General features: G+C 34.1%; 21 protein-coding genes. 15 read left to right on the plus strand and 6 right to left on the minus strand.

Annotated elements, in window-relative coordinates; all coding sequences use genetic code 11:
- The first annotated feature begins 179 nt into the window (after positions 1-179).
- The 8 genes from GTK57_RS12280 (at position 180) to GTK57_RS12315 (ending at position 8,426) form a co-directional block, all read left to right on the plus strand.
- The gene (locus GTK57_RS12280; RefSeq protein WP_152874571.1) at positions 180-866 is read left to right on the plus strand and encodes a YqiA/YcfP family alpha/beta fold hydrolase; all 687 of its coding nucleotides are present in this window, start codon (positions 180-182) and stop codon (positions 864-866) included.
- A gap of 253 nt (positions 867-1,119) precedes the next feature.
- Complete coding sequence (locus tag GTK57_RS12285; RefSeq protein ID WP_152874572.1) at positions 1,120-1,554, plus strand: I78 family peptidase inhibitor; 435 nt, start codon at positions 1,120-1,122, stop codon at positions 1,552-1,554.
- Positions 1,555-1,652: 98 nt separating this feature from the next.
- Positions 1,653-1,943 (plus strand): hypothetical protein, encoded by a 291-nt coding sequence (locus GTK57_RS12290; RefSeq protein ID WP_152874573.1) that lies wholly within the window; start codon positions 1,653-1,655, stop codon positions 1,941-1,943.
- A gap of 218 nt (positions 1,944-2,161) precedes the next feature.
- Entirely contained in the window at positions 2,162-2,521 is a 360-nt protein-coding gene (locus GTK57_RS12295; protein WP_152874574.1) for a hypothetical protein, read from the plus strand.
- Between the two features lie 133 nt (positions 2,522-2,654).
- The gene (locus tag GTK57_RS12300) at positions 2,655-2,924 is read left to right on the plus strand and encodes a hypothetical protein (protein ID WP_152874575.1); all 270 of its coding nucleotides are present in this window, start codon (positions 2,655-2,657) and stop codon (positions 2,922-2,924) included.
- Positions 2,925-3,219: 295 nt separating this feature from the next.
- Positions 3,220-5,859 (plus strand): bifunctional aconitate hydratase 2/2-methylisocitrate dehydratase, encoded by a 2,640-nt coding sequence (locus tag GTK57_RS12305; protein ID WP_163123862.1) that lies wholly within the window; start codon positions 3,220-3,222, stop codon positions 5,857-5,859.
- A gap of 74 nt (positions 5,860-5,933) precedes the next feature.
- Positions 5,934-8,105 carry an ATP-binding protein gene (locus GTK57_RS12310; protein ID WP_152874576.1) on the plus strand — a complete coding sequence of 724 codons (2,172 nt, stop codon included), beginning with the start codon at positions 5,934-5,936 and terminating at the stop codon, positions 8,103-8,105.
- A gap of 105 nt (positions 8,106-8,210) precedes the next feature.
- A complete protein-coding gene (locus GTK57_RS12315) occupies positions 8,211-8,426 on the plus strand; it encodes a hypothetical protein (RefSeq protein ID WP_152874589.1) in 216 nt (71 codons plus the stop codon).
- 66 nt (positions 8,427-8,492) lie between these two features.
- On the opposite strand, the gene mqo is transcribed toward GTK57_RS12315, so the two are convergent.
- The gene (mqo, locus tag GTK57_RS12320; RefSeq protein WP_152874577.1) at positions 8,493-10,136 is read right to left on the minus strand and encodes a malate dehydrogenase (quinone); all 1,644 of its coding nucleotides are present in this window, start codon (positions 10,134-10,136) and stop codon (positions 8,493-8,495) included.
- Between the two features lie 321 nt (positions 10,137-10,457).
- Here mqo and GTK57_RS12325 point away from each other — a divergent pair, with 321 nt between their 5' ends.
- Both GTK57_RS12325 and gltS read left to right on the plus strand, forming a co-directional pair.
- On the plus strand, positions 10,458-11,042 hold the full coding sequence (locus tag GTK57_RS12325; protein ID WP_152874578.1) for a YceI family protein: 585 nt from the start codon (positions 10,458-10,460) through the stop codon (positions 11,040-11,042).
- Positions 11,043-11,203: 161 nt separating this feature from the next.
- Entirely contained in the window at positions 11,204-12,427 is a 1,224-nt protein-coding gene (gene gltS, locus GTK57_RS12330; protein ID WP_152874579.1) for a sodium/glutamate symporter, read from the plus strand.
- Positions 12,428-12,490: 63 nt separating this feature from the next.
- On the opposite strand, the gene GTK57_RS12335 is transcribed toward gltS, so the two are convergent.
- From GTK57_RS12335 to tusD, 4 genes are read right to left on the minus strand one after another with little or no spacing between them, the layout of a single operon-like run.
- A complete protein-coding gene (locus tag GTK57_RS12335) occupies positions 12,491-12,802 on the minus strand; it encodes a TusE/DsrC/DsvC family sulfur relay protein (protein WP_152874580.1) in 312 nt (103 codons plus the stop codon).
- 42 nt (positions 12,803-12,844) lie between these two features.
- Positions 12,845-13,129 (minus strand): DsrH/TusB family sulfur metabolism protein, encoded by a 285-nt coding sequence (locus tag GTK57_RS12340; RefSeq protein ID WP_152874581.1) that lies wholly within the window; start codon positions 13,127-13,129, stop codon positions 12,845-12,847.
- Between the two features lie 14 nt (positions 13,130-13,143).
- On the minus strand, positions 13,144-13,494 hold the full coding sequence (locus GTK57_RS12345) for a hypothetical protein (RefSeq protein ID WP_163123864.1): 351 nt from the start codon (positions 13,492-13,494) through the stop codon (positions 13,144-13,146).
- A gap of 43 nt (positions 13,495-13,537) precedes the next feature.
- Complete coding sequence (gene tusD, locus GTK57_RS12350; RefSeq protein ID WP_152874582.1) at positions 13,538-13,906, minus strand: sulfurtransferase complex subunit TusD; 369 nt, start codon at positions 13,904-13,906, stop codon at positions 13,538-13,540.
- Positions 13,907-13,977: 71 nt separating this feature from the next.
- On the opposite strand from tusD, the gene GTK57_RS12355 reads away from it, so the two are divergent.
- From GTK57_RS12355 to GTK57_RS12365, 3 genes are all read left to right on the plus strand, one after another.
- Positions 13,978-14,982: an SDR family NAD(P)-dependent oxidoreductase gene (locus GTK57_RS12355; protein WP_152874583.1), complete on the plus strand. Its 1,005-nt coding sequence runs from the start codon at positions 13,978-13,980 to the stop codon at positions 14,980-14,982.
- Between the two features lie 123 nt (positions 14,983-15,105).
- Positions 15,106-16,500, plus strand: coding sequence for a class II fumarate hydratase (gene fumC, locus GTK57_RS12360; protein WP_152874584.1), 1,395 nt, complete (start codon positions 15,106-15,108; stop codon positions 16,498-16,500).
- A gap of 272 nt (positions 16,501-16,772) precedes the next feature.
- On the plus strand, positions 16,773-16,973 hold the full coding sequence (locus tag GTK57_RS12365) for a hypothetical protein (RefSeq protein WP_152874585.1): 201 nt from the start codon (positions 16,773-16,775) through the stop codon (positions 16,971-16,973).
- A 208-nt stretch (positions 16,974-17,181) separates the two neighbouring features.
- Here the strand turns inward: GTK57_RS12365 and GTK57_RS12370 are convergent, their stop codons facing one another.
- Positions 17,182-17,901, minus strand: coding sequence for an outer membrane protein (locus GTK57_RS12370; RefSeq protein WP_163123867.1), 720 nt, complete (start codon positions 17,899-17,901; stop codon positions 17,182-17,184).
- A 435-nt stretch (positions 17,902-18,336) separates the two neighbouring features.
- Between GTK57_RS12370 and GTK57_RS12375 the strand changes: the two genes are divergently transcribed.
- Complete coding sequence (locus tag GTK57_RS12375) at positions 18,337-18,828, plus strand: hypothetical protein (RefSeq protein ID WP_152872858.1); 492 nt, start codon at positions 18,337-18,339, stop codon at positions 18,826-18,828.
- 221 nt (positions 18,829-19,049) lie between these two features.
- Positions 19,050-19,652: a nitroreductase family protein gene (locus tag GTK57_RS12380; protein WP_152872859.1), complete on the plus strand. Its 603-nt coding sequence runs from the start codon at positions 19,050-19,052 to the stop codon at positions 19,650-19,652.
- Positions 19,653-19,679: the final 27 nt, after the last annotated feature.

Genomic DNA, 19,679 nt, shown 5'->3' on the forward strand with positions numbered 1-19,679 from the left:
AAAAACATGATTGATTGTAAAAATCTATTTTTATTTGAAGTCTGAGTGTGTGTTATTTGCGTTTAACCCGTTGGTGATTTCAGATTTAAAATATAGATGTAAGCAATATTTTCACATTAACTGTATTGTAATTCTACATACAGTGGATATTGGTATTTTGAAAAAGTACACGGTGTAATATGGATCTTGATTATTTAGTTAAAAGGCATGAGCGAGAATTTGAAAATAAAAAATATGTTTATATAGCAAATGAAGTTAATCGAACTTTAATAGTTGCCATGAGTACACATAATTTTGGTGAAAACTATTATATGCTTCGTGGATTATGTGAGAGTTGCGAATGCAGTTTACTTTTCATTACTGATCCGATCAACTCGTACTATCTTGAGGAGGATCAAGGTGCATCATACCAAAGACTTTTACAAAAATTTGTAAAAAAATATGGGTGTGAAAATATAACTTTATTTGGAAGTTCTATGTCTGGGTACGGAGCACTTTTTCACAGTCTAGAACTCAATACAAATGCTATTGTTAGTAACCCGCAGATTGATTTCAAAAGTAGTTTTGATAATGCATGGTCTGATTTACAAAATACTTTAAGAAAAGTAGAAAAAAATTGGGTTAATATTAATGATAAAATTACATTAATGCAGAATGTAAATGTGCAATGGTTTTGTGCGTACGGAGATAATCAATTGGACGCTCCTAATATTAAAAAATTACGTGAAGTGGTGAAGCCTAACTTAAGAGTTACTTTTCAAAATATAAAGGATGATACGCATGGTTTTTATTTTAAAAATAAAGATAATGTGTTTTTACTTCATAGATTAATGGTTGAAATGAGACGTGTTAAAATTTCATCATAGCACTTCAAAAGTCCATAAGAGCCATGATCTTTAATTGGATTTGGTTTTTAAATCTCAAAGAATTCCCTGATTCCTTTTTATAGCTAAATCTAAAAAAGTAAAGTTTGCCGACTGTAATTAAGATTATTTATAAATTTACTTTAGTCGTATATTGAGATAATGGGAAAAATATTTACTGTAATAATTGCAAATAATCAGTACATAAATATTTGGAATCTGATAAATTTTAGTTTTAACGAGTAGATAATAAGCCATGAAAAAAACATTATTAATCGGTGCATTATTTGCATCTCTTACCGCATGTTCAACGGCACAAACTCAACAAGACACCACACCTAAGTTAGGTATGCCTAATCCTGCTAGTCAGTATTGTGTACAGCAAGGCGGGAAACTGTCTATAAAAAATGAAGCGAATGGTCAAGTTGGCTATTGCCATTTATCAAACGGGCAAGTAATTGAAGAGTGGGAATTTTTTAGAAAAAGCCAAGCAGAATGCGTATCTGAAGAAGCGAAAAAACTGGTTGGACTTAAAAATTTAACAGAAGAGCAAATTAAAGGAAAAACCAAATCTTCAGTAGTTCGTATTGTAAAACCAGGTCAGCCTGTCACCATGGATTATCGTTCAGATCGTGTTACAGTTACGGTTGATCCAATAACTCAAAAAGTTATAACAGCATCGTGCGGGTAAAATTTTAAAGATATTTATTTCAGTATTAAAAAGACTCCAATAAGTTTAATTTCGCGAATTAAGATACTATAGAGAATTAGTTATTGGATTCTTTTTTTATGGTCGATTTGTATGAGTATCGGTATACAAAGTTAGGTGTATTCGGCTCTTTACCCACTCATAAAATTTTTCTTAATGCTAAAGCTCGCAATACAGCAAAATTTGTATTTTCTGATAACACATTCATTTATGGCGTTGTTTCTGATTGGTTTCTCAAAAACTCAGATTTTGATACGCGAAAATCAACATGGACTGAGGAAAATAAAGCCTTCCTAGATACCGAAAAAAGGCTTTTAACTGCTTATAGAGCGTTACATCCATTATTTAAAACAGAAGCAAACACGAATTAGTATTTTCTATGCTTGTTGTTTATATATTGGATTAAATTGTTCAAATCTATTGAAAACAAGCGTGTAAATATTCCATTGTGAATGTAAACAGTGAAAAGATTAAATACGTTAATTTAAGTATTAAAAAAGCTCTAATTGGGGCTTTTTTGTATTTAAAGCTCATGAAATTTCTTATTTCACATAAATTTGATTATGATATGCGGATTAGGAGATTTTGAATGAAAAAGTTACTTGCTTTAAGCATTCTTGTTGCATTAACAGGCTGTGCTGAAAAGAAACCTTTAACTCCGCAAGAGCAGTGGCACGGTTACTGTACAAGCGTTGGTAATGCAGCACGTTCTATTGTTTTAGACCGTCAAAACGGCATTGAAAAAGACAAAGCAATTGAGCATGCAGATAAAATTGATGATGAAACCACCAAAGGTTTTATTTTAAAAATTATTGATGAAGCTTACGCAATACCTGTAGCAGAAATGAAAAATGATGTTGAAGGTTCACGTGATAAACTTAAAGCAAAAGTAACAGAAAGATGTATTGCGACACCGCATGATCAAATGCCAGATTACAAACCGTTCTAAGGAACGGTTTTTTTATATAAATAATAAAATAGCCTAAGCAAGCTCTAAGTTACAAAATCTAAATTAATTTTATAGAAAAGCTTATCTTTTTTTGTCATATTAGAGTGAATAACAAATAAAAAAGGAGCGCAGAATGGAAGTGGTTGAATATCTTCACAATGCAGATTTGCTCTTAGAAGATGAGCAAGGCGTTGCCATTATTTGTGGTAGTAGTTACGTGCTAAGTTTAGGCGATAAAGTCTATATTCAAAATGCTATAGATGAACAAGCTAAACTCTTTTCTGTCAAAATTTCATTTGCAAGTTCAGCGCATAAAATGATGCATGAAGATGAAATTCAGATTAAATTCGAAGGTTGTAGAGCAACTTTAGAACAATATATTTTAACCAGTACTGTACACTAAGGTTGAATATGATTCTTTTTACAAAAGGGGCAACATCATGTTGCCTTTTTAATGATTAATTTCTGACTAAAAAGTGTTAAACATATATCTTTGATGTACATATTTATCGCAATTCGTTTATCGAATAATCAATATGAGCATCATTTAGTTAATAAATAATGAGCATCACGAAGAAACACTTGTAGCGCATTAACTTTTAACTGGAATTTTAGTAAAATCGAGTCGTCCATATTATTTACGAAGCCTGTGAATGGCTGGAATTTGTAGATAATTTTTTAAAGAAGAGGAATAAACCGTGCTAGAAGCTTACCGCCAACACGTTGAAGAACGTGCCGCACTCGGAGTCCCACCGAAGCCACTTGATGATGTTCAAACAGCTGCATTAGTTGAATTAGTAAAAAATCCACCAGCAGGTGAAGAAGCATTTTTAGTTGATTTGCTTGAAAACCGTATTCCTGCAGGTGTTGACCAAGCTGCTTATGTTAAAGCTGCTTTTTTGGCTGCATTGGCAAAGGGCGAAGCGAAATCTCCTTTAATTTCTAAAGAACGCGCTGTTTACTTACTAGGTACTATGCTTGGTGGTTATAACGTTGCGCCTTTAGTAACTCTTCTTGATGATGCAGAACTTGCAGAATTAGCTGCTGAAGCATTGAAGAAAACTCTTCTTGTATTTGATGCGTTCCATGACGTTGCAGATAAAGCAAAAGCGGGTAACAAAAACGCTCAAGCAGTTCTTCAATCTTGGGCTGATGCTGAATGGTTCACTAGCCGTAAAGACGTTCCTGAAGAAATCAAACTTACAGTTTTCAAAGTAACTGGCGAAACTAACACAGACGACTTGTCACCTGCACAAGACGCTTGGAGCCGTCCAGATATTCCATTACATGCAAATGCAATGTTGAAAAACGAACGTGATGGTATCAACCCTGAAAAACCAGGTGAAGTTGGTCCATTAAACCAAATCAAAGCACTCGTTGCGAAAGGCAACCAAGTTGCTTACGTTGGTGACGTTGTTGGTACAGGTTCATCTCGTAAATCTGCAACTAACTCTGTTCTTTGGTTCTTTGGTGATGACATTGCGCACATCCCGAACAAAAAAGACGGTGGTTACTGCCTAGGTTCTAAAATCGCTCCAATCTTCTTTAACACTATGGAAGATGCAGGCGCGTTACCAATTGAAATTGATGTTGCAAACATGAACATGGGCGATGAAATCGTTCTTAAAATTGATCATGCTGCTGCAAAAGTTTCTGCGTCTAAAGACGGTGCGGTAATTGCTGAAGCTGAACTTAAAACTCCAGTTCTTCTTGATGAAGTTCGTGCGGGTGGTCGTATCAACTTAATCGTTGGTCGTGGTTTAACAACTAAAGCGCGTGAAGAATTAGGTCTTGCACCTTCTACTTTATTCCGTGTTCCTGTTCAACCTGCTGCTACAGGCAAAGGTTTTACTCAAGCACAGAAAATGGTTGGTCGCGCTTGTGGTCTTCCTGAAGGTCAAGGTGTACTTCCGGGTACTTACTGCGAACCACGCATGACAACTGTAGGTTCGCAAGATACTACAGGTCCTATGACTCGTGACGAATTGAAAGACTTGGCTTGCCTAGGCTTCTCTGCTGATCTTGTTATGCAATCTTTCTGTCATACAGCTGCTTATCCAAAACCAGTTGACGTTCAAATGCAACACTCGCTTCCTGATTTCATCATGAACCGTGGTGGTGTGTCTTTACGCCCAGGTGACGGTATTATTCACTCTTGGTTAAACCGTATGCTTCTTCCAGATACCGTTGGTACTGGTGGTGACTCGCATACTCGTTTCCCAATTGGTATTTCATTCCCTGCGGGTTCTGGTCTTGTAGCATTCGCTGCTGCAACTGGTGTTATGCCACTTGACATGCCTGAATCTGTTCTTGTTAAGTTCAAAGGTAAAATGCAGCCTGGTATCACACTACGTGACCTAGTACATGCAATTCCTTACGTTGCGATTCAGCAAGGTGACTTAACTGTAGAGAAGAAAGGTAAGAAAAACATCTTCTCTGGTCGTATTCTAGAAATCGACTTAACAGAAATGGAAACTGACTTAACTGTTGAGCAAGCATTCGAACTTTCTGATGCTTCTGCTGAACGTTCAGCTGCTGGTTGTTCTATCACACTTTCTGAAGAGAAAGTTGCTGAATACCTTCGTTCAAACATCACTATGCTTAAGTGGATGATTTCTGAAGGTTATGGCGATGCGCGTACTATGGCTCGTCGTGTTGAGAACATGGAAAAATGGTTAGCGAATCCATCACTTCTTAAAGCTGATGCTGATGCTGAATACACTAAAGTGTATGAAATTGACCTTGCTACAATTACTGAACCTGTTCTTTGCTGTCCAAATGATCCAGATGACGCGAAATTGTTATCTGACGTTCAAGGCGTGAAAATTGACGAAGTATTCGTTGGTTCATGTATGACAAACATTGGTCATTTCCGTGCAACTGGTAAGTTGCTTGAGAAAGTTCCTGGTGGCGTGTTGAATACTCGTCTTTGGATTGCTCCTCCAACTCGTATGGATGAACACCAATTGATGGAAGAAGGTTTCTATAACATTTATGGTAAAGCTGGCGCGCGTACTGAAATGCCAGGTTGTTCATTATGTATGGGTAACCAAGCACGTGTAGCTCCGAACACAACTTGTGTTTCGACTTCTACTCGTAACTTCCCGAACCGTTTAGGTCAAGGTGCTAACGTTTACTTAGCTTCTGCTGAACTTGCTTCTGTTGCTGCGGTACTTGGTAAATTACCAACACCTGCTGAATATCAAGAATATGCTGCTCAAATTGACAGCATGTCTGCTGATATTTACCAATATTTAAGCTTCGACAAAATGGGCGACTATACAGACGCTGCTAAAGATGTTGATACGAAGAAAATTGCTGCTGCTCAATTGTCTTAATTTGTTGAAAATTAAAGTAATATGAGTTAAAAATAAGGGCTGATTAATCAGCCCTTATTTTTTGAGTATAAAAAATGAATAAAATTTTAAAAATAAATTTGGAAAATTGTTTTGGTATCGGGGAGTTGAAACATGACTTTAAGTTTTCAACTGATAAAAATGTTCAATTAATATATGCACCTAATGGAACAATGAAAACGTCCTTATCAAATGTATTTGAGCTTTTGTCAGCAGATAAAAAAAATGAGATAAAAGATAGAGTGTTTATAGAAAAAGTTCCTGTTGTCGATATTCAAATAAATAATGAACCTATTGATAAAAATAGCATATTAGTTATAAATGCGAATAATAAAGATACCGTGAAATCGATAACAAAATTTATAGCAAGTAGTGATCTAAAAAGGAGATATGAGGAAATTTATGATGAATTATCAGAAGAAAAAAATAGGTTTATTACTATTTTAAGAAAACAGTCTAGAAGTACTGATTGTGAATCTGAGATGAAATCAGCATTTGAAGATGGTGAAACAATTTTTGATTATTTAGAGAGAATAGACGTTCTTTTAGGAAAGGAATATCAGAGCTATGACTTTAAGTATAATGATGTTTTTGATAAGACAAATAAGGTAAAAGTATTTATAAGTGACAATGAATCCCTACTTGATGATTATTTTCAGCGTTATAATGAACTGCTTACAAAATCTAATTTTTTTAGAAAATCAGATAATTCTTTTGGTACTTTGCAAGCCAATAGTCTTCTTGAATCAGTTAGTGATAATTCTTTTTTTGAAGCAGGTCATACTATTAGTTTAAGTACAGATGAAATTATTTCTTCAAAAGATGATTTCACTACTTTAATTAAAAATGAAATGGATCAAATTTTAAAAGATGAAAAACTATTAAAAATGTTTGCAAAAATTGATAATGCATTATCTAAAAATCCAGCATTGAGATCTTTTAAAAATGTGATTGAAAAAGATCAAACTTTGCTAATAGAATTAAAAAATTATGAGGGGTTTAGGAAGTATATCTGGTTAAGTTATATATCAGATATAAAAAATGAAAGTAATCGAATAGTAGAATTATATAAAATTAGAAAAAATGAACTAAAAGCTATTATCAGTAGTGCAAATGCAGAAATTGAAAAATGGAAAGAAACAATAGAGCTATTTAATTCAAGATTTTACGTTCCATTTACAGTTGGTCTTGAAAATCAATCAGATATAATTCTTCAGAGTGCAGTACCCAAATTGACATTTACTTATAAAGGAAGCAAGTTAGAAGATAATAATGAAACAACCCTTCTGAATCTGTTAAGCCGAGGGGAAAGTAGAGCATATTTTATTTTGAAATTTTTGTTTGAAATTGAGTCTCGTCTGAGTGATGGTCAAGAACTTATGCTTATTTTTGATGATGTTGCTGATTCTTTTGATTATAAAAATAAGTATGCAATTATAGAATATATTAAGGATTTATTAGAAAATCCTAGCGTTAATGCATTAATACTTACACATAATTTTGATTTCTACAGAACATTACATAGTAGGTTGTTAATTCAAGAACGTGGATTTATGGCGAGTAAATGTAATGAAGGAAAAGTTAAACTTTTTGCAGGTAAGTATACAAAAGATGTCTTTAATAATGTTTTCGTAAAAAAATATAAAATTCGTAAAAATTTTATAGGATTAATTCCTTTTATTCGAAACCTATTTGACTATTTATCTGATGAAGAAGGTAAAACTTTTTTAACAAGCTGTTTACATATTAAGTCTACTACAAGTGAAATAAAAGTATGTGATATTCACGAATATCTAATAAGAGTATTGAGATCTAAATCTGATATTGTTTTGGATTTTCAAGATAAGAATTATCTTGATATGGTTTTTGAGGAAAGTGATTTAATTCTAAATAATATTTCAGAGCATTCTATTGATTTAGAAGATAAATTAGTTTTGGCAATTGCTTGCAGATTAAAAGCTGAAATGTTTATGCTTTCAAAACTTGATCCAGAAGAAGTTAATTCCATTGAAACAAATCAAACTTCGCAACTGTATAAGTTATGTGTAAATAAAGGATTGGATAAAAGGATATTAAAGTCAATAAATAAAGTTAATTTAATAACACCTGAACATATTCACATCAATTCTTTTATGTTCGAGCCTCTTGTCGATATGTCTATTAATTATTTAGCTGATTTATATAAGAGTATTAGTAGGTTGTATGCTGATATACGGGAAGTAGCTTAATATAAGTGGGTATATGGGTGATAAAGGATTCCTTGTACTTTACACCTCACTTAATAAATCGTTTAATCCTCACATTGAAAAATGATTGAACAAGTTGATGTAACAATGGCAAAACAATCTCGATTCCTCTGTATTGGTGGTTTTCTCAATGGAACCCAAGTCAAAGACCAAGGCGACAGCTTTGTCTGTGTCGAAAAGTCTAAAAATGTGACTTACCGAAAACTTGAAATCTTCCATCCAGATTCATGGAATCATGACTACTACGTGTGTGAAGATACAACCGATCTACAAGCCAAAAAGTGGGTCTATGACATCGAATAATCACACTATTTAAAGCAACAAAAAAGATGAGCCGAAGCTCATCTTTTTTGTTGAATTGGAAATTAATTATTTCGCATTCGCAACAGCAGGAACAACCGCAGTAGAATCATTTGCCGCATGACGCGTAGGCGTATAATTCAAACCTAAAGTTGAACTTGTATAAGTACGAACTTGATCTAAAAGAGCAGGGTTAGCACTTAAATCTTGCCCATAAGAACGAACAATTTCATGTAACTTGCCATTCCATTTACCTTTCACTTGTTCAGGGAAAGCCTTTTCCATCAAACTTAACATGATGTAAGGAGAAGTCGAAGCACCCGGAGAAGCACCCAATAAAGCTGTTACAGAACCATCTTTAGAGGCAAAAATTTCAGTACCAAATTGCAATGTTGCATCTTTACCTGGCACTTTCTTAATAATTTGAACACGCTGACCACCTTGGTTTAATGTCCAATCTTCAATTTTCGCTTCAGGATAATACTTTTTAAGCTCGTTAAACTGATCTTCCTTAGACATCGCAACTTGGCTAATTAAATATTTAACCAAATCTAAATTCTCTAAACCAATGGTTGCCATAGGAATCACGTTATTTTTATTCGCAGAATCCATTAAATCAAATTGTGAACCATGCTTTAAGAACTTATTTGAATATGTCGCAAAAGGACCGAATAACGCATATTTTTTACCATCAATATAACGTGTATCAATATGCGGAACAGACATAGGAGGCGCACCCAATTCAGGCTTACCATATACTTTGGCTGTGTGCATTGCAGTTACTTTCGGGTTGTCGGTCATTAAGAAAATACCGCCAATAGGGAAGCCTGCATATTGTTTAGTTTCTTCTAAACCTGTCATTTGAAGCAAACGAATTGCTGCACCGCCTGCACCAATAAATACAAATTTAGATTTCACATGACTTGTTGTATTCGTTTTCAAGTTTTTAACAGAAACAGTCCAAGTATTGTCATCGTTACGGCTAATACCTGTCACTTCAGTTGATGTTTCAAGTTTAAATTGTGGCTGTTTGTTCAGGTTATTCACTAATTGAGTCGTAATAGAACCATAGTTCACATCTGAACCAACATCCATGCGTGTTGCTGCAACTTTTTGTGAAGCATCACGACCTTGCATAACCAAAGGCGCCCATTGCTTAATTTCTTCAGGATTATCTGAATATTTCATTCCTTCAAACATTGGGTTTTGAGTCATCGCTTCATAGCGTTTTTTCATATATGGAACGCTATCGCCCCACACAAAAGCAATATGAGGAACAGGATTAATAAAGCTTGTTGGTTGACCAAGTACGCCATTTTTCACTTGATAAGACCAGAATTCCTTACTCACTTCAAATTGAGATGCTGTATCAATTGCCTTTTTAATATCAATTTTGCCATCTTTTTCAGGAGTATAGTTCATCTCCATAAAACCAGAGTGACCTGTACCTGCATTGTTTAAACCTTTTGAGCTTTCTTGAGCAACTGCATCCAAACGTTCATACATTTGAATATTCCAGTCGGGTTCAAGCTCACTCAAGTAAGTACCCAATGTTGCGCTCATAATACCGCCACCAATAAGCACAACATCTACAACTTTTTCATTGGCTGTAGATTTAACAGATTTGGATGCAATAGGTCTGAATAAGAAAATGAGCCCAATAATGAATAATACAATGATCAGAATAACTAGATATTTAAGAAACTTCTTCATAATACGCCTGATATTTATTTGACTTATATGTAAATGATAAAGAAGATAATGAGCGTATTTCGTGAAGTTGTGTAAGTATTAGGTGAATTATATATTGAATGTTTAATAAAAAAATAATGTATTTATAACGCATGGCTTCATGAAACGCATGAAAATAAAGGGTTGTAATAATCACATATTTTTATTATGGAATTCAGGTATTTATTTACAAAAAATCAACGATTAATCGTTCTATAGTTGCAACAAATCGTTTTATCTTTATCAATGTATTTGTAAATAATATCTATAGACTAATGATTATTCGATTGAGGGATTAACAAAATGAATTTTAAAGCACTTTCTTTAGGTTTGGCACTTGCTTCGGCTGCAACACTTTCAATGGCAAAACCTGTTGCTTACCAAATTGACCCAACGCATACAGCAACTGTATTTAATTGGAATCATTTTGGTTTTTCTACGCCATCTGCTAACTTTAGTGACATTCAAGGTACAATTAATGTCGATAACGCGAAGCCAGAAAAATCATCTGTAAATGTGACCATTCCACTTGCTAGCTTAAATACAAATGTAAAAGCTTTAGATGATCATTTAAAAACAGCAGATTTCTTTGATGCTGCAAAATATCCTACCATTACTTTTAAAAGTACAAAAGTAGAAACAACAGACAAAAAGAATTTCAAAATTACAGGTAACTTAACGATTAAAGATGTGACTAAGCCTGTTGTTCTAGATGCTGTATTAAATAAACAAGCTGTACATCCAATGTCTAAGCTAGAAACTATTGGCTTTAATGCAACAACATCGTTCGATCGTTCTGCATTTGGTGTAGGTGCATATGTGCCAAATGTGGGTGATAAGATCACAGTAAATATTACGACTGAAGCATCTGTTCCTGCTAAAAAGTAAGTTATTTGAGCTAAAAAAAGCACCGAATTCGGTGCTTTTTTTATGCTTTATGATTAGAAAATAGATTAATTGACTAAATTTTATATCGAAAGTTACATTTTTAAAGCAGAAAAAAATCCATTATTTGTATATAAGTATAGGAAATATAAGAAGGATATGAGATGGATTATCAACTTGATGCCTTTATGACGATTGTCATTGCAGTGTTGGTTCTTTTAATTGGGTATGTGTGCGTTCATAAACTGAGCATTTTAAAGAAATACAATATTCCAGAACCAGTTGCAGGTGGTTTGGTCGCTGCTGTAGTGACTTATATCTTATTTAAGCAATTTAATATTACCGTGAATTTTGATGCGCAAATTCAACAAATCTTCATGCTGATGTTTTTCACCTCTGTTGGTTTGAGCGCGAGTTTAGGTAAATTAAAAGAGGGAGGAAAAACCTTAGTCGTTTTTCTTGTCTGTGTTGTTATTTTTGTACTGCTGCAAAATGCATTGGGTATTAGTTTAGCCAAAATGTTGGGCTTAGATCCTTTAATTGGTTTAATTACAGGTTCGGTAACCTTAACAGGTGGACATGGTACAGCAGGTGCATGGGGAACAGTATTCGAGCAAGATCATGGCATACAAGGCGCAGTTGTTTTAGGTATGGCTAGTGCAACATTTGGTTTAGTCATTGGCGGTATGATGGGTGGGCCTGTGGCAAAATTCCTGATTCGTCGCTTCAAGCTTGCTGAAGAAATTGTTTCTGAAACAGGGCGTAATGAAGCACCACCAGCATCTGAAACAGCGCCATTCGAATATCCTGAAAAAACACGTTTAATTACTGCTGATGATGCAGTGAAAACAATGGGGATGTTTGCGACCTGTATTTGTTTTGCATATTTCATGGCTACATTTGCAAAAGGTCAATGGTTTGAACTTCCGACCTTTGTTTGGGCTTTAATGTGCGGTGTGGTTTTACGTAATATTTTTGAACATATTTTCAAAATTGAGATGTTTGACCGTTGTATCGATGTATTTGGTAACGGTTCATTGTCATTATTTTTAGCTATGGCTCTTATGTCATTGCAGCTTTGGATGCTTGCAGATTTGGCAGGTCCATTGGTGATTATTCTTATTGCTCAGACTATTTTATTGGCGCTCTATCTTTACTTCGTGACCTTTAGGGTGATGGGGAGTAATTACGATGCTGCGGTACTTTGCGCAGGGCAATGTGGTGTGAACTTAGGGGCAACACCAACGGCAATTGCTAATATTCAAGCAGTAACCAATACTTATGGTCCATCGCATAGAGCCTTTTTGGTGATTCCACTCACGGGTGCTTTTTTTGTTGATATCGTAAATGCCGTGGTCATTCAACTTTCCATTGGTTTCTTTGGATAAGTATTGAATCTAAGCCATATAAAAAGCACCCAATTGGGTGCTTTTTTAATTTAAACTTTTTGTTTATAAACAATTTGCAGGTTTTGGAATACCTGCTAAACGGCTTAAATGACGCGCGACTAAACCTGTTTTAAATTTGTCCTGAAGCATCGCATTATCTGTTTCGGGACCAACCGTTTTCATTAAAAACTTAATCATTGGGCGTGTTGCAGGAGAGTGCCCAAATTGTGCGTAAAACTGACGTACCGCATTGAGTATTTCAAAATGCCATGCTGTGAGTTCTAAATCTAGTGAATTTGCAAGTTCCTGTGCAACATCTTCATTCCAAATGGTGTAATCAACTAAGTGACCATCTTGATCCAATTCTAAACTCATAAATTGCCTTTAAACTTGTCAAAAAATATTGTGATAGATGGGTTATTGTAAACGAATACTACGCTTAAAATTTAAGACCACGTCTGCAAATTGTGCATATGAAATTACTTGAATATTTGCTAAATCACTTTGCGCTAAATTTTCAGCTTCAGTTTCTAAAACATAAACATGATCTAAATTTTGAATAAATTCAGCATTTTGATGTAAAACAGCTTCACCCATTAAAACTACAGCATCATTTTCAGCATAAAGTTGTTTAAGCTTTTTCAGCATGGCAGGGGTTGTATTGAAGCTTGATTGGACTAAATAAAGTGTATTGTTTGTCATTACATTGTCCCTTTTCACCAATACAATACATGATCAAATTTTTGAATATATTCAGTATTTAGCTCAATAAATTCAATATTTTGAGTGCTATTTTTTACAAAAAAAGAATCCTGATTTTCACTTTCTACAAAAATAGGGCTTAAATCATAAAACTCAAAACTATCGACCATATTAGATGCAACTTTAAATACATGTTTTAGTTGATCGAACTGTAAATCTGATTGAAGAAGGCTTAGCGCTGCATCTTGCAAAACAACTTTAACTTCACATCCAAAGGTTGCTAGAACCATTGTTGCAGATAAACTTTCATGTGTTTGTGAGCTTGCTAAATTGGCTTGAGTTAAAATTATGAGTACATTTTTCACACAATTTACCTTTTAAATGCAACAAGTTTGGGTTAAAAAAAGATTAGAATTGAAGTAGACGATCTGTAGATTGAACTGCATCGGCAAGCTCACCTAAGCCTACTAATTCGAAACCTTGTGCCAAATTGTGCTGACTAAGTTGATGTCTTTTTGCATTTTCTTCATCGCAAATTCCACGTGCAAGCGCAGCACTGACACATACAGGCAAACGAATAGATAGCTTTTGCCATTCAGCTTTTAAGTTTCTTTGGTCATCTGGAACCCATTGCAGTTCATTGGCAACAGAGACGCCATCTTGATAGAAGAAAACACGAAAATCTTCATTTTTACTTTGTAAAGCTTGAGCTAAACCTAAGGCATGCCAAGCTTGAACAGAAGTTGGTGCAGACGTTATTAGTAATAAAGTACTCATCGAAATTCACACATGAACAGTTTCCAACGATAGGGAGACATTCTGACTTGATAAGAAAAAGGTAGTATACAATGATTTTAGTGACAGGTGGATTAGGCTTTATAGGTTCTCATATTGCTTTAAGCCTAATGGCACAAGGGCAAGAAGTACTTATTGTCGATAATTTATCGAATACCGATATGAGTAACTTAGAGCGCTTAGAATCGATTACAGGTATGAGCATTCCTTTTGCTAAAGTTGATGTACGAAACACGCCTGCCTTAATGAGCGTTTTTCAGCAATATGCCGTAGACAGTGTAGTTCATGCAGCAGGTTTTAAATCATTAACAGAATCTTTACTTAAACCACTTGAATATTACAATGCCAATGTAAGTTGCATGATGAGCTTATTACGCGCCATGCAGCGTACAGGTGTTCGTAGTTTGGTTCATTTATCAAGTTTGGCTGTATATGGAACATCTAGTTTAGACTTAAAAGAAGAAGATTCATTTAATTATCATTTTAATAATCCCTATGTTAAATCTCAGCAAATGGCGGAGGAAATTCTAAAAGATACTTACATCACAGACCCTGAATGGAAAATTGTCAATCTTCGGTTGGGTAATGTAGCAGGGGCTTTTGAATATACTGTTTTAGGTGAGTTAATACGTCCATTTCCAAAAAATATTTTGCCTTTAGCAATGCAAGTTGCAGCAGGACAACGCGAATATATTGAGTTGCGTAAACAAGCCAAAACTCAAGATCAAACTGTAGAAAGAAGTTTTGTACATGTGATGGATGTGTGCTCGATTGTCAGTCTTTCTTTGCAATGGCTTTATTATCAAAATAATGTCTATGAAATTTTTAATGTAGGTGGTGAACTTAGTTCAATTCAGCAGCTTTTAGATAATGTTTCTAAGGTTACGGGTACGCCTATTCTAACGGTGGATCTTGATATAGATGATGGTGAGGAGATATCTCAAATAGGAACATCTTCTGAAAAAGCCAAAAGAATATTAAACTGGCAAGCTCAAAAATCTATTCAAAACATGATTGAAGATGAATGGCTATTTTTCCAAAAGCAGTTAAATGCTTAATAAATGAGTTATTGTAAATAATTATCATTTACAATTTGTTGCTTTTTAAATAAGATCAAATGTAAGCAAGATTTGTTGAAGTAGCCAACGCAACAATTAAACAAAAGAATATAGGGGTAGTAAATGCAAACACGTATTGAGCATGACACAATGGGTGATGTTGAAGTTCCAAGTGAAGCAATGTGGGGGGCACAAACTCAACGCAGCTTACAGAATTTCAAAATTGGTCAAGAGCGTTTACCACGTCCTATGATTCGTGCCATGGGTTTGGTGAAAAAAGCAGCGGCAATCACCAATGCAGAACTTAATCAAATTCCTGAAGAACTTGCACAATATATTGTGGGTGCGGCGGATGAAGTGATTGCAGGAAAGTGGGATTCACAATTTCCTTTAGTGGTTTGGCAAACAGGTTCAGGTACACAAAGTAATATGAACTGTAATGAAGTTATTGCCAATATTGCCAATCAAAAATTGGGCAATCCTTTAGGTGCGCAAAAGCCTGTACATCCTAATGATCACGTGAATCGTGCGCAATCTACAAATGACTCTTTCCCAACGGCTATTCATGTGGCGGCAAGTTTACAAATTAACGAGCTTTTAATTCCTGCGGTTACGCGTTTACGTGACACTTTAGATCAAAAATCAAAAGAATTTTCAGATATTGTGAAAATTGGTCGTACGCATTTACAAGATGCCACGCCTTTAACTTTGGGGCAGGAATTTAGTGGATATGTATCTCAACTTGATCATGGGCTAAAACGCTTACAACAAGCTTTAACAGGTTTATATGAATTACCTTTAGGCGGTACAGCAGTTGGTACAGGTTTAAATGCACATGTAGATTATGCAGTTAAAGCAGCAGATCAATTGGGAGCTTTAACAGGTTTACCTTTTGTGACTGCGCCCAATAAATTTGAAGCTTTAGCAGGGCGTGATGCCGCTGTATTTGCTTCGGGTGCTTTAAAAACTTTGGCTGTAAGTTTAAATAAAATTGCCAATGATATTCGTTGGTTAGCAAGTGGTCCGCGTTGTGGTTTTGGTGAGCTTCGTATTCCTGAAAATGAGCCTGGTTCAAGTATTATGCCAGGTAAGGTGAATCCAACTCAAAGTGAAGCGATGACGATGGTGGTTGCTCAAGTTTTGGGTAATGATACAACCATTAATGTTGCAGGTGCTTCGGGTAATTTTGAGTTAAACGTATTTATGCCTGTTATTGCATTTAACCTTTTACAATCAATTCAGTTATTGGGTGATGCGTGTAATAGTTTTAATGATCATTGTGCTGTAGGTATTGAGCCAAACAAAGATAAAATTGATGATTTTTTACATAATTCTTTAATGCTTGTAACGGCTTTAAACCCTGTAATTGGTTATGAAAATGCGGCAAAAGTAGCGAAAACTGCTTATAAGGAAAATAAAACTTTAAAGCAGGTTGCTGTAGAACTTAATTTGGTAACCGCAGAGCAGTTTGATGAGGTGGTAAGACCAGAGCAAATGATTTCACCCAATGTGAAGTGATTTGAATTAAATAGAAAAGCCCTCTAAGTGAGGGCTTTTCTATTACGTTTAGAATAAGGCGAATTTCATATAATGACTGACTCAATAATGATATTGGTCTTGAATTAAGTTATTAAAAATTGTAACTACTTAAAATTTATATTTTACACCTGTAGGAATTGAAGATGTCTTATTTTAATGATTACAAAATACCCATATAGTTAGTATGGATATATGCTTAATTGTTTTTCATAATTGAGCTTAATTATTATCAATTAAATAAAGGTAGCTTAATGAATATTAATTTTTTTGCTCTAGTTGTTGTTTCATTAACAGTTACATCTTGTGCGATTTTTCCAACACTTGATGAAAGAATGGCTAAATGTGAAGCTAAAGGTATAAGTAAAGATGTTTGTTATCAGGTGGAAATGAATAAGGAGCGAGATTTGCTTAATTCAGCAATGCACGCACCTGATACAAGTAAACAGAAATAAATTTGTACGATTGAAACACAGATAATGCTAGGCACGGTTGTTTTCTAACCAGTCGAGTTTTCTTTTTTATTAAAGGATTATTTTAAAAATATCGTTCCAAATGGATATTCATGAGGTGGTAAGACCAGAGCAAATGATTTCACCCAATGTGAAGTGATATTGAATAAAATAAAAAGCCCTCGATGTGAGGGCTTTTTATTTTTAAGTTTTAAAAGTTATATCGAATACCTGCAGCGAAATCATTTGATGTTTGTTTGAAATTTACTAAGGTGTTCTCAACTGCGGAATGATCATGCTTAAACTCAAATTTACCAGCATCAATATAGCGATAGCTTAAATCTAGAGCTACATTTTGTGAAAGATTATAAGCAATACCTAAACCAGCTGCCCATGTGAATTGATTGTCAGATTTTGAGAAAGAATATTCATTATCAGGGTAGTTTGTATTTTTTAAATTATTTTTAATTCGAGTCATACCAACACCTGCACTTATATAGGGTGTGAATTTTGATTGATTTTTAAAATCATAATAACCATTTAACATTAATGATTGAGTTGTTAATGTATTTGTATATGGTGTTGATACATTTTCTGTATAAGAGTTATGTGTACGGATACTAGATGCATTTGTATCAAATGTGGTTTTATCTTTGTAAGTATATTCTAATTCAGCTCGAACATTGACAGGACTTATTGCACTAAAGTCGTAACCTACAGCGACTGCAATATTTGGATATATAGCTTTAGTTTGATTTTCAATTTGGTGAGTTTCGCTACCAGTTGCTGTACTAGTATTATAATTAATTTCATTGTTTTTTAATTTAGTATCACTAATTCCTGCTTTTAATGATGTATAAACACCATTATTTGCATTTGCAAATCCTGAAAAAGATAGCGCTACTATAGTTGTACATATAATATTTTTCATATTTATTCCTTGATGGTTGTATAGTAAATATTTTTGGAACTTATTGGTTATATTGATGATTTTAATTGAAAGCATTAAATTTGATTTTACGTTATGTATTTAATGGTGAGTAGTAATTTCTCGATAAAGTAATAAAAAATAACATTAAAATTCACTTTAATATTATTGTTAGCTATTGGGTGTGTACATGATGGAAATTTAATACAAGCTATTTTCAAAGTTTTGTAAGAATTATTTAACAGAGCTAAATTGATATTTGGGTTGAGTCAAAATAGCTTATCGAATTTTTTATATATGACAATTATTGGGAGAAAGAAAACAAAGTCTCAAGTTCGGACTTTTTTACTTTGATTCGTACGCCATAATTGTTAAAATGCGCCTCGTTTTAAATTACTGCTGTCTACTTACAACAGTAATCAATTTAGGAAATTTTCAATGCTCGATATTTATTTAACAGATGTTCAAAAAAAGGTTCAATTTAAAGATTATCCAGGTGAACATCCTGTTAAATTTGTTTTAAGTTTCAAAAAGATTTTCCCAAGTGTAATGGAACTATTACTTCCAGTTTTACCTGAAAGTGAAAACTTAGATGAAATGACTTGGGAATCGACTACTGCTGACTTTGAAACATTCAAAATGTTATTGAGTGGTTGGGGTGTAATCGAATTACGCTTAAATGCAATTTCACAATATAAAGATAAATCTTTTGCAGATAGCTTAGTGAAAAAAGCACAGCAAAAAGTGAAAGAATACAAAAAGTCACAAGTGAAACTTTCATCAGTAGATTTAGACTATTTATTTATGCACGAAGTGAATGCATTCATTGATGCAGAATTGGTAGATTTAGGTGAAAAATTCTATTTACCCGTATTACGTGATCTTTGGAAAAGCAAAGTTTCAGAAAATGTATTAAACGCAAAATTCTAAATGAGTTAACTCTTTAATTTAGAATAATCAAATCCTCCTAAATGGAGGATTTTTTTTAAATAAATACGCTTATTGAGCTGAAATATAAGCATATAAAGAAAATAAAATAGTAAAAAGAACCGTTTTTGCTTATGTTGTTATAGTTGAAGATTCAATGAAATTTTCATTGTTGAATGTGTGAAAAATTATCTAACAAAGATAGCGTATTTAAGGATTTTATAATGTCGAATCAGTTTTTAGACCTCATTTCAAAACGTCGTTCTATTTATGCCATTGGTAAGAATGTAGAACAATCTCCTGAATATTTAACAGACTTGATTCAAAATACGATTAAGCAAAGTCCATCATCATTCAATTCACAATCTTCACGTGCAGTGATTTTATTTAATACAGAACATGAAAAGTTCTGGAATTTTGTTAAAGAAACTTTAAAAGCATGCGCTAAAGATGAAGCATCAGCTGAAAAATCTGCGGCTAAAATTGACACATTTGCTGCAGGCGTAGGTACTGTTTTATTCTTTGAGAACCTAGATACAGTAAAAGGTTTGCAAGAAGGCTTCCCATCTTATGCGGAAAACTTCCCAATTTGGGCGGAGCATTCAACCGCTATTGCTCAATTTGCAACTTGGACGGCATTAAGTACAGAAGGTTTAGGCGCATCGCTACAGCATTACAACCCAATTGTAGATGAACAAGTTCATGCAGAGTGGGATATTCCGAAAAGCTGGCAACTACGTGCGCAATTGGTATTTGGCTCTGTGGAAGGAGAAGCTCGTACAAAAGAATATTTAGATGATGCTGAGCGTTTTAAGGTATTTAAATAAATAATTTATTGAAATGTGAAATAAAAA

The organism is Acinetobacter portensis (genome assembly GCF_010646905.1).
In the GTDB taxonomy this organism is placed as follows: domain Bacteria; phylum Pseudomonadota; class Gammaproteobacteria; order Pseudomonadales; family Moraxellaceae; genus Acinetobacter; species Acinetobacter portensis.